This is a genomic window from Campylobacter showae, assembly GCF_900573985.1.
Classification (GTDB): Bacteria; Campylobacterota; Campylobacteria; order Campylobacterales; family Campylobacteraceae; genus Campylobacter_A; species Campylobacter_A showae_E.
This window is the reverse complement of record NZ_UWOK01000001.1, coordinates 752,910-768,095: the sequence shown is the minus strand read 5'-3', so window position 1 is coordinate 768,095 and position 15,186 is coordinate 752,910. Positions and strand designations below refer to the sequence as shown.

Annotated in this window: 16 protein-coding genes; 1 reads left to right on the top strand and 15 read right to left on the bottom strand. The window is 47.5% G+C overall.

The genetic code is table 11. The annotated features are described in order from the left end of the window. Positions 1–364 precede the first annotated feature (364 nt). The 6 genes from EE116_RS03840 to EE116_RS03815 all read right to left on the bottom strand — a co-directional run bounded on the left by EE116_RS03840 (position 365) and on the right by EE116_RS03815 (position 5,487). On the bottom strand, positions 365–781 hold the full coding sequence (locus EE116_RS03840; RefSeq protein ID WP_122873308.1) for an acyl-CoA thioesterase: 417 nt from the start codon (positions 779–781) through the stop codon (positions 365–367). A gap of 221 nt (positions 782–1,002) precedes the next feature. Further along, positions 1,003–2,832 carry an invasion protein CiaB gene (ciaB, locus tag EE116_RS03835; protein WP_122873307.1) on the bottom strand — a complete coding sequence of 610 codons (1,830 nt, stop codon included), beginning with the start codon at positions 2,830–2,832 and terminating at the stop codon, positions 1,003–1,005. Between the two features lie 217 nt (positions 2,833–3,049). Next, the gene (locus tag EE116_RS03830) at positions 3,050–3,223 is read right to left on the bottom strand and encodes a YgaP family membrane protein (protein WP_122873306.1); all 174 of its coding nucleotides are present in this window, start codon (positions 3,221–3,223) and stop codon (positions 3,050–3,052) included. Beyond that, positions 3,217–3,429 carry a YgaP family membrane protein gene (locus tag EE116_RS03825; protein ID WP_002949192.1) on the bottom strand — a complete coding sequence of 71 codons (213 nt, stop codon included), beginning with the start codon at positions 3,427–3,429 and terminating at the stop codon, positions 3,217–3,219. The genes EE116_RS03830 and EE116_RS03825 overlap by 7 nt, the downstream gene beginning before the upstream one ends. 10 nt (positions 3,430–3,439) lie before the next feature. Beyond that, positions 3,440–4,786 (bottom strand): NAD(P)/FAD-dependent oxidoreductase, encoded by a 1,347-nt coding sequence (locus tag EE116_RS03820; RefSeq protein WP_122873305.1) that lies wholly within the window; start codon positions 4,784–4,786, stop codon positions 3,440–3,442. Between the two features lie 65 nt (positions 4,787–4,851). Further along, positions 4,852–5,487: a Crp/Fnr family transcriptional regulator gene (locus tag EE116_RS03815; RefSeq protein WP_122873304.1), complete on the bottom strand. Its 636-nt coding sequence runs from the start codon at positions 5,485–5,487 to the stop codon at positions 4,852–4,854. A gap of 167 nt (positions 5,488–5,654) precedes the next feature. On the opposite strand from EE116_RS03815, the gene EE116_RS03810 reads away from it, so the two are divergent. After that, positions 5,655–6,611: an SLAC1 anion channel family protein gene (locus tag EE116_RS03810; RefSeq protein ID WP_122873303.1), complete on the top strand. Its 957-nt coding sequence runs from the start codon at positions 5,655–5,657 to the stop codon at positions 6,609–6,611. A gap of 87 nt (positions 6,612–6,698) precedes the next feature. On the opposite strand, the gene EE116_RS03805 is transcribed toward EE116_RS03810, so the two are convergent. From EE116_RS03805 to EE116_RS03760, 9 genes are all read right to left on the bottom strand, one after another. Then, complete coding sequence (locus tag EE116_RS03805) at positions 6,699–7,004, bottom strand: DUF5339 family protein (RefSeq protein WP_122873302.1); 306 nt, start codon at positions 7,002–7,004, stop codon at positions 6,699–6,701. A 49-nt stretch (positions 7,005–7,053) separates the two neighbouring features. After that, on the bottom strand, positions 7,054–7,770 hold the full coding sequence (locus EE116_RS03800) for a hypothetical protein (protein WP_122873301.1): 717 nt from the start codon (positions 7,768–7,770) through the stop codon (positions 7,054–7,056). 263 nt (positions 7,771–8,033) lie between these two features. Continuing rightward, positions 8,034–10,475 (bottom strand): molybdopterin-dependent oxidoreductase, encoded by a 2,442-nt coding sequence (locus tag EE116_RS03795; protein WP_122873300.1) that lies wholly within the window; start codon positions 10,473–10,475, stop codon positions 8,034–8,036. Positions 10,476–10,801: 326 nt separating this feature from the next. Then, entirely contained in the window at positions 10,802–11,377 is a 576-nt protein-coding gene (locus EE116_RS03785) for a hypothetical protein (RefSeq protein WP_122866512.1), read from the bottom strand. Between the two features lie 207 nt (positions 11,378–11,584). Next, positions 11,585–12,100, bottom strand: a complete 516-nt coding sequence (gene luxS, locus EE116_RS03780; RefSeq protein ID WP_122866513.1) for an S-ribosylhomocysteine lyase — start codon at positions 12,098–12,100, stop codon at positions 11,585–11,587. 157 nt (positions 12,101–12,257) lie between these two features. Then, entirely contained in the window at positions 12,258–13,139 is an 882-nt protein-coding gene (locus EE116_RS03775) for a class I SAM-dependent methyltransferase (protein WP_122873299.1), read from the bottom strand. Between the two features lie 149 nt (positions 13,140–13,288). Then, positions 13,289–13,780 carry a flavodoxin FldA gene (gene fldA, locus EE116_RS03770; protein ID WP_002953717.1) on the bottom strand — a complete coding sequence of 164 codons (492 nt, stop codon included), beginning with the start codon at positions 13,778–13,780 and terminating at the stop codon, positions 13,289–13,291. 11 nt (positions 13,781–13,791) lie between these two features. Further along, entirely contained in the window at positions 13,792–14,508 is a 717-nt protein-coding gene (locus tag EE116_RS03765) for a UDP-N-acetylmuramate--alanine ligase (RefSeq protein WP_122873298.1), read from the bottom strand. Positions 14,509–14,511: 3 nt separating this feature from the next. After that, on the bottom strand, positions 14,512–14,832 hold the full coding sequence (locus EE116_RS03760; RefSeq protein ID WP_002949171.1) for a DUF2325 domain-containing protein: 321 nt from the start codon (positions 14,830–14,832) through the stop codon (positions 14,512–14,514). Between the last annotated feature and the right edge of the window lie 354 nt (positions 14,833–15,186).

The window sequence follows — 15,186 nt, the reverse complement described above, 5'->3', positions numbered from 1 at the left end:
TAGAATTAGTTATTGTATTAATGTAACTTAAAATTCTACTTCCACGCTTAATCATATTTGATCCGTTTGTGAGGTGCAAAGCGAGCAAAAGGCGGCGAAAATTGCGAGATTAAATTTAGTGTGAGCGTTTTGGGTTTTTAAATTTTATGACGAGTCATTTTGGAGTGCGATAAATTTAACGTGGGTTTTGGCGAGCTAAATTTGACCGCCGACTCGGCAAAACAGAATTTGATTTCGCGAGCAAGTCGCCAAATTCTGCCAAATTTGACCCGTTTGGCTAGCCGTTGCCAGCAAAACCGAGTCAAATTTGACGCGGCTAAGAGGGGCTTGGCAGTTAGTTCGCCGAGCCCTCAAAATGAGCGGATCAAAACCCGTGCGCCTTTTTTAGCTCGGGATCGATCGGCTTTTTCGCGCCGTCTTTGGTTACGCTCACATAGGTCGCGATCGCGGATGTTACGTGTATGCACTCGCGAAAGCCAGCCGCATTTAGCCGCTGCGCCGTGACTTCGATCTTAGTTTTGATCGAAGTGTTGCCCACGTCCGTTATCTTGGCGTAGCAGCTCACGACGTCGCCGACGAAAACAGGCTGTTTAAATATAATCTCTTGCATCGAGATCGTCACGACGCGCTCAGGAGCCACTTCTCGCGCGGCCTGAGCGCCGGCAAGGTCGATCTGGCTTAATATCCAGCCGCCAAAAATGTTGCCAGCGGAGTTGGTGTCTTTTGGTAAGGCGACTTGCTTCATGCGCGGTTCGCCCATGCCTTCTAATGTTTTTTCCATTTTTATCCTTTCTATTTTTATTTAATTTTGCAAATTTAGCGACAATCCGCCGCATTTGGCTTATTTTGCGTCAAGCCGGGATTTAAATTTGACGCGTAAAACCCGCGTCTTTATAACCCAAATTTAGCGCCCAAAAGGTACGGGTCTCGGCCGCTCAAAAAGGGAAATTTATAGCCCAATCAGCAGCGAGCAAAGGCTAAATTTGACGCCGTAAACGCGCCCTATTTCTCTCCCGCTTGCCATTTTTCCCATTCGCCGCTCTCGTCAAGCTCGTTGCCTATAGCCTTGTAGCGGGCGTAGTAATGCTCCACAAAGGCCCTTGCCTGCGCGTGTTTAGGCAGGTAGCTTTTGCCCTCTTTCTCGCAAAATCTCGCCAAAAACTCGCCCGCCGGAGCGCGCCTTGCGTAGTGAAGCGCCAAATTTTTGTAGTTTGCGAGGCAAATTTCTTTAAATTTAGCGTAATGCTCGCGGTCAAATTTAACGACCAAAGCGCCGTCCGCAAAGCTAAGCGCGCCCGAGTCAAAAAGCAAGCTCAGGTGTATGAGCCCCTCGCAGTAGTACGCGCGCACCTCATCGACCTCGCGCCACGCGATGAGTCCGACTGCGCGGGCGATCAGCTCGTGAAATACGCTCATCTCGTAGCTCTCGTCGCCGCCGATAAAGAAATTTACCAGCCCGCCCGTGGTCGCCTTGTACTCCTCGATAAATTTAAACTCGCCGTCTGCGTTCATCGCTTTTTCGGTGTCGGTGCCGACGAAAAGTATGTGCCCAAACTCGTGCCCGATCGTGGAGATTTCGTAGGTTTTCTTCCAAATTTGCGGCTTTTTAAACAAAATTTCGCGCCCGTAGTCCAAAAACTCGCGCGAAAAAATCTCTCCGCTAAGCTTCATAAACGGCCGCGCCTTGGCGCTCTCGTAAACGTGCTCGACGAAGGCGAATATCTTTTTGCCACGCTCCTTGCTTACGGTCTCGTCGTTTGGCACGACCTGTGCGGAAAATAGTCCGTTTAGCTCGGCTCCGTAGTAGATCATCGGCACGCTGATGTATGTTTGTGTTCTAGCGATGTTTTGCGTGACTTGGCGTGCTAGCTGGGCGTCCTTGATACCGCACTGCTGGCAAATTTGCTCATAGGTGCGGATGACGCTGGCTTTAAACTTCTCCTCGTCAAAGTCGCTCGCACCCGCTAGCCTCACGTCCCACTCGAGCGCGACGGCGTGTGTGTAGGCATCCTCGTAGTACTCGAGCGGATGGCCGGGCTGTAGCGGGCCTTTTACATCCATCCACGCGCGCTCGGCGTCCTGCCACACTGGGATCGTGCGGTCGTTTTCGCACTCGCAAAACGCCGCCTTTAGCTTTTCAAAGTACGTTATATAGGCTCTTTGCTCGTCGTTTGCGGCTAGCGATTTTAGATTTTTGATTAGCTTCTCTAGCACGTCCACCACGCGTTTTACTTCTTTTTCAAAAGTCACGGCATACGGCGCAAAGGCGTATTTTTCGCCGTTTTTTAGGACTGCGCCGTAGCTTCGCTCGCCCTTTTGCCCGCCGTCTTTTTGATAGAGGCCGTTTTCGTCGATAAATTTGATCGCTTCGGCCATGCTTGCAAATTTAGCTTCGAATTCTTTATTCGTCGTTTGCAAAATTTGCCTGTCCCACGCGCTTTGCCATGCGTTCATCGCTAGTCCCGCGCCGTGCATGCCGCTAAGTAGCGCCGAGTAAAACTCGTCTAAAATTTTTTCCTCTTTTACCCGCGCCAAAAGCTTTTCAAAGCGCGCCTCGTAAAACTCGCGCACGAGCTTGTAAGCTTCGTCTTTTATGCGCCCTATCTCGGTCTCCTCGCGCCCCTGCTTTTTTAGTTCGTTTTCTAGCGGCTCAACCTTTAGATCGACTATGCGGCGTAAAACCGCGACTTTTTCGCTCTTTTCACCCTTAAATCCCGCGATTTTTAGCATCTTTAGCACGATATCGCTTGGGTTATCTAGCTGCCGATACATCGCGTTTAGCTCGTCTTTGCCGGCCGCTACTAGCTCGTTTAATCTTTTAAAATCATTCACGTTTGTCCTTTTTAAAATTTGGCGTATTTTAGCTTAAATTTGATGCATATCGCGTTAAAAATGAGCGAGAGGGAGTTAAATTTGACGGTGCGGACAGTGAAATTTGCGCCCTAAAGAGTGCGGTTTATAAAACCCAAATTTGCATTTATCCAAAAATAAAGCGTGGACTCAAATTTGGAGGTTAAATTTAAGCCCGCGCGAGTAAATTCGGCTAAATTTAGCGCTTTAGCGAACAGCGGTTTAAAAAGTAGCAAGCGGGGCAAAATCCCGTAACGCCCACAACAAACGGCACGAGCCCGACCAGCCCCCACCAGCTGCTAAACACCGCTCCCGCGATCATTATCGCTAGTCCGATCAGAGCTCTTATTATCCTAGTTTTCCTGCTTAGCATTGCGTTTTCCTTTCTTTGTTTTTACATTTTTTACACGTATTTATACCAAAAAATTTATAAAGAGGACAATAACCGTAAACAGCCGTCAGTAGCGGCACGAGACCTACCAGCCACAGCCAGCACTCGCAGACGAACCCAAATGCGTATATCCAAACCGCAGCGATTACTAGGCGGATAGTTTTATCTAAAATCCCGACATTTTGCATTTTCTCTCCTTTATGCTAGGCCTCTTATCATGCCTTGCATGACCATCGGCTTCATCATATATAGCTTCATCGCCCAGTTTAGATAGCTCTCGCGAGTCGCGCCCATGCACGCTATCGTAGGCTCGGGCTTGCCCGTCCAGTTAAACTCTACCATCACCGCCTTGCCAAATTTCGTTAGCAACGGGCACGCGGTGTAGCCGCCGTATTTTGCGCTCGGTTCGCGTCCTTTTATAACGTCGGCTAGATTTTGCGCCAGCACTGGATACATCTTGCGTATACTAGCTCCGGTTTTGCCCGCAGCAAATCCGCAAACGTCGCCGATAGCAAATATATTTTTAAATTTCGAGTGTTGCAGCGTCTCGCGCGTGAGGCTAATCCAGTTGCCTGCCGCATCGCCCTTTTCTACGCTTAGCCCTGCATCGGCGTAGATTTTAGAAGCCTTCATGCGAGGCACTAGGTGTAGGTAGTCAAATTTTACTTCGACTAGCTCTTTAGCGAGTTTATTTTCGCCGTTTTCGCGGTACGGCATAGCGTGCTCAAATACCGCTATATTGGCACTTTTATCCACCTCAACCAGCTGATGCGAGGTAAAATACTTCACGTCTCGCTCCTCCAGCATTCCTTCTATCATTTTAGCATAAACAGGAGCGGAAAATATCGTCCGAGCACCCGAGTATATCGAGATATCAAGCTTGTCTCTGTTGCCTAAATTTCGCGCCATATCTTCGGTTAGCAGCGTTACTTTTTTATTTGCGCCCGAACACTTCATCGGTGTTTTGTTGTCGCTAAAGACTATCTTGCCGCCATCTTTGCCGACTTTTTTCATTATGCCGGACATAGCAACGGCACCTGGAATCGTGTAGATAGAAGTCACGTTGTCGCTACCTATATCGTCGGCGCTAAGCCCTTTTACGCTCTCAAACTCATACTCCGCTCCGCTAGCTATCACGAGGTAGTCGTAGCTTAAGTTTGACCCGTCCTCTAGCTTGACGGAATTTGTCGCCGGATCGATGGATACGGCATTTTGCTTTATCCATTTTACGCCGTCTGGGATCAAATTTGATTTTTCATAGGTTATGTCTTCGGGCAGATAGTGACCGGCTGCGATGAGCGTAAAGCCGGGCTGATAGTAGAAGTACTCGTCCTTATCAAGGACCGCTAGTTCGGCGTTTGGCATATCTCGTCGTAGTTTTGCCGCTAGGCTGATGCCGCCTAGACCGCCGCCGATTATTAGGATATTTGCGCGGATGTCCGCATTTTCTCCCGCATTTAGCTTGCTAGCTCCTGCGACTCCCGCCGCCGCTAGCCCCGCCGCGCCTAAAATTTTCAAGACGCCTCTTCTGTCGATGCTTTGCATAAAAGCTCCTTTTAGAAGTTATTGTCAAATCATAGCGCATTTTAAAATTTAAATATGTAACAAAGTCACCTTAACGTCACGACTCCGCGTTTTAGCTCGACGAGCCCCTTTTTCTGCATCTCTTTTAGCGCTCTTGATACCGCCTCTCTCGCGCTAGCGATGTCGTTTGCGATCTGTTCGTGCGTGATCTTTAGCCCGTTTTTCGCGCCGTTTTGCTCGAGGAAATTTATTATTCTCCGAGCTAGCGGCAAAAACAGCGTCTGATCCATCGCCGTTATCGCCGAGCTAAACCTCGTCGCCATGAGCTCTAGCGCGTGATTTGCCACCTGCGGATAGTTTTCGCGCAGCCTCTTAAAGATCTCTCTTGGTATCAAAATCATCCGCACGTCATCTTCGATTTGCAAATTTATCTCCGCTTGTAGCGCTCCAAGCGAACAAAAGCCGCACAGCATACAGCTATCGCCGTCTTGTAGGTTAAAGACGGTGATCTCTTTAAAATTACTCGTGCTAACCAGCCCGCGCGCACGCCCGCTCATGATGATCGCGTAGCCAAGGCAGCCATCTTTTGGGTATATCCTCTCACCTTTTTTAAAGCTTTTTAGCGTCGCGCTTTTTAACACCGCCTCTTCATCCTGCGCACTAAGCGTAAATTTAGAGGTAAACCGCTGCTTTAGCGTATCTTTTAGCTCGTCTCCCAACATACGCACTCCTTGGTTAAATTCGGTTTTGTTTAATTATATTTTCTTTTACGTAAAAGCTCGGTGATAAAATTTAGCTACAAAATATTTTAAGCATTGATTTATTTCGTGACTAACTCACCGAAATTGCGCTAAAATTGGGGTAAAATTTAGAAAAAACGAGGAAAAATATGAAAACGCAGGACGAAAAACCAAGCTGGCTGCAGCACTTTCCGATTATGTTTTACACCGTAGTTATGGGGCTTGGTGGGCTAGCTCTCGCATACGAGCGGCTAAATTTGATCTTTGATATCTCAGGCGCGGTTTTTGAGATTTTACGCGGCGCGGCTAGCCTAGCATACGCGCTCATCTGCGCTTGTTACGCGGCAAAGCTGATCAGATACCAGCAAGCTTGCAAGGCGGAGTTTTTCCATCCGGTGCGGGTAAATTTTTTCGCCGCATTTTCGATCGGCACGCTACTAGTCGCCTCGCTCTGGCGGGACTTTGCCCCCGTTTACGACGCGCTTTTTTCCGCAGGCACGGCGTTTCAGACCTTTATCACGCTGCACGTCGTCTCATTTTGGATCAAAAATAACGTCCAGATCGCGCACTCAAACCCCGCGTGGTTCATCCCTATCGTGGGTAATCTCTTCGTCCCGCTAGCAGCGCCCGCCGTGAGCGAGATTGCGTGGTATTATTTTGCGATCGGGATATTTTTTTGGCCCGTACTTTTTGCGGTTTTATTTTACCGCATCATCTTTCACGATCAGATGCCGCAGAAATTTATCCCGACGCTTTTCATCGTGATCGCACCGCCCGCTATGGCGTTTTTGGACTACGTCAAGCTCACCGGCGGTTTTGACGCAACCGCGAAGATCATGCTCTACGTCACGCTATTTTTCGCGCTTCTCATCCTTTTTATGTTTAAAAGCTTTTTGCGACTCAAATTTTTCCTCTCGTGGTGGGCGTTTACCTTCCCGACGGCTGCGGCTAGCATCGCATTTTTGCGAGCGTTCGAGTTTAATGGGATTAAGTTTTTCTTGTTTGCGGGAACGGCGGGTTTTGCTATATTGTGCGTTTTTATAGGTATCGTGGGCTTTTGCACGGTAAAAGCGATGCGACGCAGCGAAATTTGCGTGCCTGAGTGACGGTTTTGTGAAATTTAAAAATCCGCGCTCAAATTTGATATTTAAACACGGATTTTGGGAGCGTAAATAAGCTGAAGCCGCTTAAATTTACTTTATCGATCCCATCATTTTTAGCATATTTTCAAGCTCTTTTACCTCGGCTATGCCTTGGTTGCACGTAGATTCTTGTTCCTCTTTGCTCATCTTTTTTATGCTCGCGTAGTCGGCCTCAAACTCTTTTTTCGTCGCGGCGACGTCAAAGTCCTTTTTACCCTGAGCCTGAGCTTGTTTTGCCATCGAATCGATGAAATCGTAAGAAACCTTTTTGTACTCCTCGCAAGCAGCAGGCATCTCAGCAGCCGCAAGCTGTCCGGCAAAAGCGCAAAGCGCGACGAAAAGCAGTGATTTTTTCATGTTTATCCTTTTTAAAAAATGCGGCGTATCATAGCGAAATTTAAATAAATTAGCCTTGACACGCGATAAATTCGCTAAAAGTTATCTCGCGGGCGTTAAATTTAACTTCGAGCGAGGCAAGTTTGTCTTGCAGCGGCAGTGCTAGCTCCTCTATGCCGCTAAATACGCAAAACGGCAAATCTTGCGCCCTATCTTTGGTCGCCGCAAAGCTCCCATCTTCAAAAAATTTCTTTAAAAACACGAGCGTTTTTACCTTATCAGCACCTAAGTCCTCGATGAAAACGCTGAAATATCTATATCCCGGCTCCACGCGCGCTTCATCTTTCCGCGCGTAATCGTCCGCCAGCTCGCGGTAAAATTCGTTGTTTAAATCAGTAAGCGGTGCAATCGCTTCAAGCGAGCAAGGCGCCTCAAGCGCGGCGAGGGCGGTTAAAATTTCTTCAAATTTAACGATGTCGTCCGCGACCTTTATCGGCTCCCACGAGCCGGCTCCGTGATACGCAAAATACACGGGCGAGGCGTCCCCCAGGGCAAAATCGACAAAAAACGGATCGTCCATGCCGTTACGCGCGATGACCCGCCAGCTCTTGCGCCACTGTCCGGGAGTATCGTCTGCTAGCTCCTCGCCCGTTTTGCGGCTAGCGAGCCTATATCCCTCCTGAAAACTCTCAAACTCGCCCTCGTCGGGGTAGAAAAAAGGCAGTAAAACGCACTCCGAAACGATACGTTTGCGGATAAAATTTCGGATCAAATTCGGGATTTGCACGGCACGACCTTTGGGTTAAATTTGAGCGAATTTTAGCAGAGTTTTTAGTTCGCGTAAAATTTAAGCTCAAATTTGACGGATACGAAAGAAAGTAAATTTACGCTCAAATTCAACAAACTGCAAATTTGAGCGTAAAAAGACAAGCGGAAGTATCGCGGAGTAGATTTGCTTGTTTTGAAGTAAAATTTGAGCGTACGCTAGGCATATAGCCTGCGGAGCGAAAATTTTACGAGATCAAGCAAAGATGCCCGCGAGACGACGCATTAAATGCTTTGTAGGATTTTTGGTTTTGAAAACGCCGTTATCGGCCTAATCTCCCCCTTAAATTTCTCAATCTGCGCTAGCACGGTGTGAGCCGAGTTGCTTTGCGCGAGTTTGGATGTGCCTTTGTCAAAGGTTAGCACGTTTACGCAGCCATGCTGGCAGAGGCTCTTTTCGCCCCATTTTTCAGGGTTGTACCACGCGCCCTCGCAGATAGCTACGACGCGCTCAGGAACGATATCGGTGACTAGTACGCCAGCTAAAATTTCGCCGCGGTCGTTAAATACGCGAGCGACGTCGCCCGTAGCTAGTCCGCGCTCTTTGGCGTCTTTTGGATTTATTAGCACCGGCTCTCTACCGCTAACTTCGGCAAAATTTCTAATGATAGAGTTGTTTAGCTGGCTGTGCAAGCGGTAGCGAGAGTGTGGGCTAACGACATGCAGCGGGTACTTTTTCGTCGCGTTGCCTAGCCACTCTTTTGGCTCGATCCACGTAGGCATCGGCGGGCAGTCGGCGTAGTTCATCTTTGCAATCGTAGGCGAGTAGATCTCTATCTTGCCAGACGGCGTACCTAGGCGGTTTTTGGCAGGATTTTCGCGGAATGCCGCTAGACGCGTGTATAGCTCGGTTTCGGTGTTGTCTTTTTCAAATCTCACGTAGCCTTTTTCGTAGAATTCCTCAAAGCTAGGCATGCTTAAATTTAGCCCCTTGGCCTGCTCGGCCGCGTCGGCGTAAAATTCCTTCATCCAGCCGAGCTCGTCCTTGCCCTCGCTAAACGCCTCGCCGTAGCCCCAGCGTTTGCAAATTTGCTCGCAGATCCAAAAGTCGCTCTTGCTCTCGCCCATCGGCGCGATGACGGGTTTATAGGCTACGATATATTCGCCGCTGTCGCCGGTTTGGTTTATATCGTTACGCTCCACTTCGATAGCTACGGGTAGTACGATGTCGCTAAATTTCGCCGTGCTGGTCCAATAAGGCTCGGCGGTGATGACGGTTTCGAATTTTCTCCACTGCTTGACGGCGTTGTTTACGTCTTGATGGCGCGTAAACATCGAGCCTGAGGCCATATACGCCACTCTCATGCGAGGTAGTTTAATCTTGGTGCCGTCGTAGTCGATCTCTTTGCCGGGATACTCTAAGGCCTCGATGCTACGAGAGGACGGAATGGTGACGTTTTTAGCGTCTTTCCAAGGGGCCTTGCCTAAATTTTCGTATTTTTCGCTAATGCGCGTGCTGATGCCTTTTAGCGTCGGTGAAATTTTATTCGTCATACCGCCCGAGTCGTATCCTAGGCTAAACTCAAAGCCAAGGCCTTCTTTACCGATATAGCCTAGCATCGCGTTAAGAGCTATAAGCGCCCAGAAAGGCTGCTCGCCGTGGTCGGCTCTTTGAAGCGCGCGGCCTATAAGCACGGTCGTAGGCTCTTTTGCCAAAGCCTCGGCGAAGCTTTTTATCTTATCCGCCGCTACGCCGCAAATTTTGCTCGCCCACTCCGCGTCTTTTACGACTTTGTCGGTCTCGCCCATAAAGTAGTCTTTAAATTTATTAAATCCGACGGTGTATTTTTTGATAAATTCCTCGTCGTAGAGCTTGTTCGTAAACAGATGGTGGCACATGCCGATAATTAACGCCGCGTCGGTATTAGGGCGTACGATGATATTCTCGGAGCCGAAGTAGCGCGCCGTATCGTTTACCATCGCGTTTACGCTATATGTTTTAATGCCCGATTTTTTAAGCTCTTTTATACCTACGTAGCCCTCGTGAGTAGGAGGCACGGATGAAATTTGATTTGTTACGATAGGATCGGTCGCCCAAAATACGACGTTTTTAGCGTTTTTAACTATCGCCGCCCACTTAGTCGGCGTATCGTAAACCGCGCTTGAGCCTAGCACGTGAGGCATGATAACCAGACCCGCCCCCGTCGAATAATCGCCGCTTTCCTCCACGTAGCCGCCTAAAATTTTAAGCATCCTGTGAGCGACCGTACGCCCCCAGCTGACCTTGCCGCTGCCGCCCCACCAGTAGCACTCACCGTAGATCGCTTCGCTGCCGTATTTCTCGTGGGCTTCTTTTAACGCCTTGGCGGCAAGATCAAGCGCGACGTCCCAACTAACGCGCACGAATTCCTCTTTGCCTCGCAGTTCGGATTTAGCCGCGCCCTTGGCTTTTAGATAGCTTTTGCGCACCATCGGATACAGCACGCGAGCCTCGTTTTGCACGGAATCAGGCAGGCTGTAATTCATCGTATTAGGAAATTTATCGCCCTCGAAATCGCTAACGGAAACTATCTGATTTGAGTTGGTATTTGCCCAAAAAAGCCCGAATCTGTTCGCGCCGAATACCTTTTTGTTATCGAAAATCGTCTGCGTAACGCCTTCTATCCTGCTAGCCTGCGCAGCCGTAGCCGCCAATGCCGAAAATTTGATGAAATCTCGTCTTTTCATCGGTTTCTCCCTTATTTTAATTCTCGCAGGAGCAAGCCCCCGCGCCTTGCGCTTGCAGTCGCGAAGTCGCAGACCCAAGCAAAGCCAAATCGCCGATATTTGCGGCACCGGCGCGATTTGGCGACTCGTTTTCCGTTATTTACTTTTAAAACTATATTTTATTAGCGGCGCTCGCTTTTTGCAACGCGGCTCTTTAGCGAGCAAGACGCCGCAAATTAAATTTGCCGCCGCAAAACATAAAATCCAAATTTAAAGAACAAGCGTCGCTAAATTTTACGCTTCAAGCGACGAGCAAATTTGATCTGGGCGCTAGGCGCGCCAAAGCCCTATTCTACGGTTTTTGCGTTATGCTGTAGGTATTTAACGATCAAATTTAGCTCCGTCTCCTCTAGCGAGACGTAGTTCGTATCGATCATCGACTGTAAATTTGCCGGCCACTGAGCCGCCGTAAAGCTGTTTGGCTCGTGCAAGCGGTGGCACGCCGAGCAGGTCTCCTCGTACTTTTGCTGAGCTTGTTTATATAGCGCGTTTGCGTCGCTACCTAGCGCGTCTGCGGCGACTTCGTACGTGCCCTCGACCTCATACCAAAGCTCGCCGTAGTCGTCCTCGACCTCTTTTATTTTCTTAAAATTCGCCTCACTCTCGGCATCAAAAACCGTGAAAATCTCGGCATTTTTGACGCTTCGCTGTATCTGAGCCAGGTAGTTTGCCGAAACGGCGCCTTTTACCTTGATTTTAGCCTTTGCGCCGTCTTTGGAGACAACCTCTACCGGCGTTAAAACCTCGATCTTGCCGACCTTTTTACCGCCTAGCGATATATCGGTCGTCTTTGTTAAAACCTCGGCGTTTAAGCCTATCGCCGCCGCACAGGCCGCGATCAAAACGAATTTAAAACTTTTCATCGCACTTCCTTAAAAAAAATTATTAATGTAATTTTATAAATTTAGCGCTTAAAATTACATCACTATATTTTATTACGAAGCGGGTTTTGTATATTAAAAGAGTAAAATTTGAAGTAAGAGTGCGGCAAAATGGGCCAAATTTGAGCTTTACCCAAATTTGCCGCGAAAGTAAAAGCCGCGCAAACGGCGGCTAAATTTAACGAGCGATCAGTGCTTTTTAAGCCCCATCGCAGCGACGTCTAGCGCGATCTCTTCGTTATTTATCGTGATTAGTCCGCGCTCTAAAATTTTGCTTGCGATTGCGTGCGCTTCGTCAAGCGAATGCATTTTATACGTGCCGCACTGATATTTGTTAAGCTCGGGGATATCTTCTTGATTTTTGACGCCTAGGATATCCTTCATCGACGCCGTCCACGCGGCCTTGACCGCCTCCTCGCTCGGCACGCCGATAACGCTCATATAAAAGCCCGTCCTGCAGCCCATCGGCGAGATGTCGATGATTTCAACGCCCTTGCCGTTTAAATGATCTCGCATAAAGCCTGCAAACAGATGCTCTAGCGTGTGGATGCCTTTTTCGGGCAAGATTTCTTCGTTCGGCTTGCAAAAACGCAAATCAAACACGCTTATATCGTCGCCCTTTGGCGTTTTCATCGTCTTTGCCAGGCGCACTCCGGGTGCGTTCATCCTCACGTGATCGACGCAAAAACTATCTAGTAGAGGCATATTTTCTCCTTATTTTTAACATAAATTCGGCGTGATTTTAGCTAAATTTTTATTAGCCACGGCTTGATTTAAATTTGCATTTATGCAAATTTACTAAGCCGATAGCCAAAAAACGCAACCGCAAAAGTGGCTACTTTAGCTAAATTTATACGACCGACTATTTATTCGTATGCCAAAAAGCTATTGAGCCCGGATTCATAGGATCTTGAGAAAGTCCGATATCGGCGATCGCATCGTCTATAGCGATAACGTTTCGTCTGGCGGCGTTAAAAAAAGTCTCGGCGAAATTTACATTCCAGCCTTGAGCTTTAAAAAATTCTCTTTGTCTCGTGCTAACAGCGTCGTTTGCTCCTTCTACCTGGAATCCAAACGGCTCTAGATGAGCGCAGCGCACGAAGTCGGCGGCATTTGCCACTACGTCAAACCATTGCGGCGGGATCTCTTTAACCTGCTCGATAGAGTGGCATGTAAAAACAAAGGCCTTTTTACCCAAATCTAGCCCCTCTAAGCTAGGCTCAAGGTGATTAAAGTGGAAAAATTTAGCATTCATTTTAGGCGTCGCAGCTGCTAGTTTGCTAGCGATTTCCACGCCACTTTGCGTAAATTCTCCACCGAAATACCGCACGTTCGTCGGTCCGCCCCTATAAAAAATTTCAATCAAATTTCGACCGTATCCGCAGCCAAGCTCCACGATACTGTCGTAAGGCCCCGTCTCGTCGATGATATCTATCAGCATGTCAAAGAAGTTAAACGACGAGTGAAAAGGTACGATTAGCTCAGCGCCTTGTCTAGTGGTGAGTCGGACGATAGGAATTCGGGCAAACCTTAAAACGTTTGTATCTGGAAGTTGCAATTTCTTCCACTCAACTTTACTAGTGGCATTATCTATACTTAATACATTTAAACGCTCTTTTTTCTCTAGCATTTTTACGGCTTGATAGCTATTAAGTCCATTTTTTAGGCACCCATCCATAAACTGAGCCCTTGTCGCCCATGCTTTTTCGTAAAAATTTTGCCAACGAGATTCTTGATACGCCATTTTTTCTCCTAAATTTAAAAAATAAATTTAATTCTATCTTTAAGATTTTAAAGAAAACTGAAATTTGAGAGATTCGATTTTAGTGATTAGTTTGAGTTTGTTTGGGATTGAAAATGCCGGGCAAAAAGCCCGACTAGAAGTATTAAGTTTTAAGCAAAATGAGGTTTGATCTGCTCTATCCAAGCGCTGATTCTAGGCTCGGTTTTTTCGCTTTCGTTGTCCGCATCAAGAGGCAGACCGACGAATTTACCGCCTCTTACGGCTTCTGATTCGTCAAATTTATATCCGTCCACGGACACTGCGCCCACTACGTTTGCGCCTGCTTTTACGACCTCATCGTAAAGCTTGCCCATCGCGCCGCAAAAGCTATCCGCATAGCTCTCGGCATCGCCCGTCCCAAATATCGCAACCGTCTTGCCGCTAAGCTTTAGCCCACCAAAATCAAATGCGTCCCAGTCGTCTTGAAGGTCGCCCGTACCCCAGGTAGAAACGCCCAAAATCAGCTTGTCAAAGCCGTTTAGCTTAGCCGCGTCGCAGTTTGCTACGTTTAAAAGCTCGTTTTCTAGCCCCAAATTCTCGGCTAAAAAGCTCGCCGCCTCCTCAGTATTTCCCATACTGCTTCCAAAAATGATACCTATCATTTAAATTTCCTTTAAAAAATATGATGACTTATCGTGTAGGGCACCAGTCGCAGCGATCCGCCGCATCCGCACTCCCGTTTAACCTCGATGTAGCGCGAGAAATTCGCATTTCTCGGAGCTACGATAAACATCCTGTCAAACTCTCCGCCGCTAAGCGCCTCAAAGCCCCTGGCGATCTCGCAGTTAGCCAGATGAAACCGCTCTTTTGTTATCTCCTTAAAGCACGGCATAACGCCAAAAAGCTTGCGCCCATCCTGCTCCGCAAAGATAATCCCGTCTTGAAAATAAACGTTTTTATCAAAATGTTTGGCGCGTATTTTATCATAAACAAACTGAGAAAACATTATGTCCGCGTCAAAACATATTCCGTTTTGGGATTTTAGCATAAGGATTAGCTTGGCGGCCGGGTGCTTGGGAGAGACGGCTAGCGGCGGGACGGCGTCAAATTTGCCCGTTTTATAGGCGCAGATGACGGCGTTTGAGGCGATACAAAAGCTTGAAATTTTACTTCGGCTAGGATTTTTAAACTCGCATAGATCCTCTATGCGCTTTAGAAAAATTTCCTCTAAATTTAAGCCCGAATACGCATAAATAAGAGGAATTTTTAGCTCGCGACCTGCGCAACAGTTGTATAAATTTATAAAAATTCGGGCTTTATTTACCGCATCAAGCCCTGAAAAAATACTTGGAGTTATTTCTCCAATACCTGATAAAAAGCCGAATTTCATCTATTAGTCTTTTACCTTGCAGCATCCAAATTCCTTATCTAGCCCAAAGACTTTGCAATACTCGCTAAACACGCAGCTGACGCTTCTTTTGGCGCAAACGATCGGGATATTGCGCTTTTTGGCTTGGTTTTTTATCGTTTTCATCGTGTTGTGGTTTAAAAAACTGGTTAGCATCACGACGCACTCGGTATCTTGCGGGATCGGTTTGCGATTTACGCGGTTTTCGTTACGCGCGTCCCAGTGCTCGATCGCTTCCGCGCCAAGGTCTTTTAGGACTGCTTTTATAGGCGTTATCTCGTCGGCTCCGATAACTAAAACTGACATTTTGGGCTCCTGTTTATTTGATTGTGATTATTATAAAATAGATTAGCTAAAAAATAGCTTAGTTATGAGAGTTGTTATCATCTAAGTAGAAATTCGTAACGTTTATTAAATTTACTTGATCAGATCCAAGAAATCAGCGCATAAAACCGTCCAAACCTCGTTAAATTTTGCCGAAATTAAGGCGCGCAAATTTAAGAGCTGCGATATCTCTAACGACAAACTTCTTTTTATAAGCACGGCAAAAGCAGCAATGCACACGTCATAAACTGCGGCGGCGACGCATTAGAAAAACCTAATAACGAAGGCTATAGCTCTATTTTTGGATAATAAAAAATACGAGCCTACCTTGATAGA

Coding starts and splice junctions, on each gene's coding strand:
- EE116_RS03805 (WP_122873302.1), bottom strand. CDS start 7,004: ATGAAAAAATCACTGCTTTTCGTCGCGCTTTGCGCTTTTGCCGGACAG.
- EE116_RS03815 (WP_122873304.1), bottom strand. CDS start 5,487: ATGTTGGGAGACGAGCTAAAAGATACGCTAAAGCAGCGGTTTACCTCT.
- EE116_RS03820 (WP_122873305.1), bottom strand. CDS start 4,786: ATGCAAAGCATCGACAGAAGAGGCGTCTTGAAAATTTTAGGCGCGGCG.
- EE116_RS03760 (WP_002949171.1), bottom strand. CDS start 14,832: ATGTCAGTTTTAGTTATCGGAGCCGACGAGATAACGCCTATAAAAGCA.
- EE116_RS03775 (WP_122873299.1), bottom strand. CDS start 13,139: ATGGCGTATCAAGAATCTCGTTGGCAAAATTTTTACGAAAAAGCATGG.
- EE116_RS03810 (WP_122873303.1), top strand. CDS start 5,655: ATGAAAACGCAGGACGAAAAACCAAGCTGGCTGCAGCACTTTCCGATT.
- EE116_RS03825 (WP_002949192.1), bottom strand. CDS start 3,429: ATGCAAAATGTCGGGATTTTAGATAAAACTATCCGCCTAGTAATCGCT.
- EE116_RS03795 (WP_122873300.1), bottom strand. CDS start 10,475: ATGAAAAGACGAGATTTCATCAAATTTTCGGCATTGGCGGCTACGGCT.
- fldA (WP_002953717.1), bottom strand. CDS start 13,780: ATGATAGGTATCATTTTTGGAAGCAGTATGGGAAATACTGAGGAGGCG.
- EE116_RS03840 (WP_122873308.1), bottom strand. CDS start 781: ATGGAAAAAACATTAGAAGGCATGGGCGAACCGCGCATGAAGCAAGTC.
- EE116_RS03830 (WP_122873306.1), bottom strand. CDS start 3,223: ATGCTAAGCAGGAAAACTAGGATAATAAGAGCTCTGATCGGACTAGCG.
- EE116_RS03765 (WP_122873298.1), bottom strand. CDS start 14,508: ATGAAATTCGGCTTTTTATCAGGTATTGGAGAAATAACTCCAAGTATT.
- luxS (WP_122866513.1), bottom strand. CDS start 12,100: ATGCCTCTACTAGATAGTTTTTGCGTCGATCACGTGAGGATGAACGCA.
- EE116_RS03785 (WP_122866512.1), bottom strand. CDS start 11,377: ATGAAAAGTTTTAAATTCGTTTTGATCGCGGCCTGTGCGGCGGCGATA.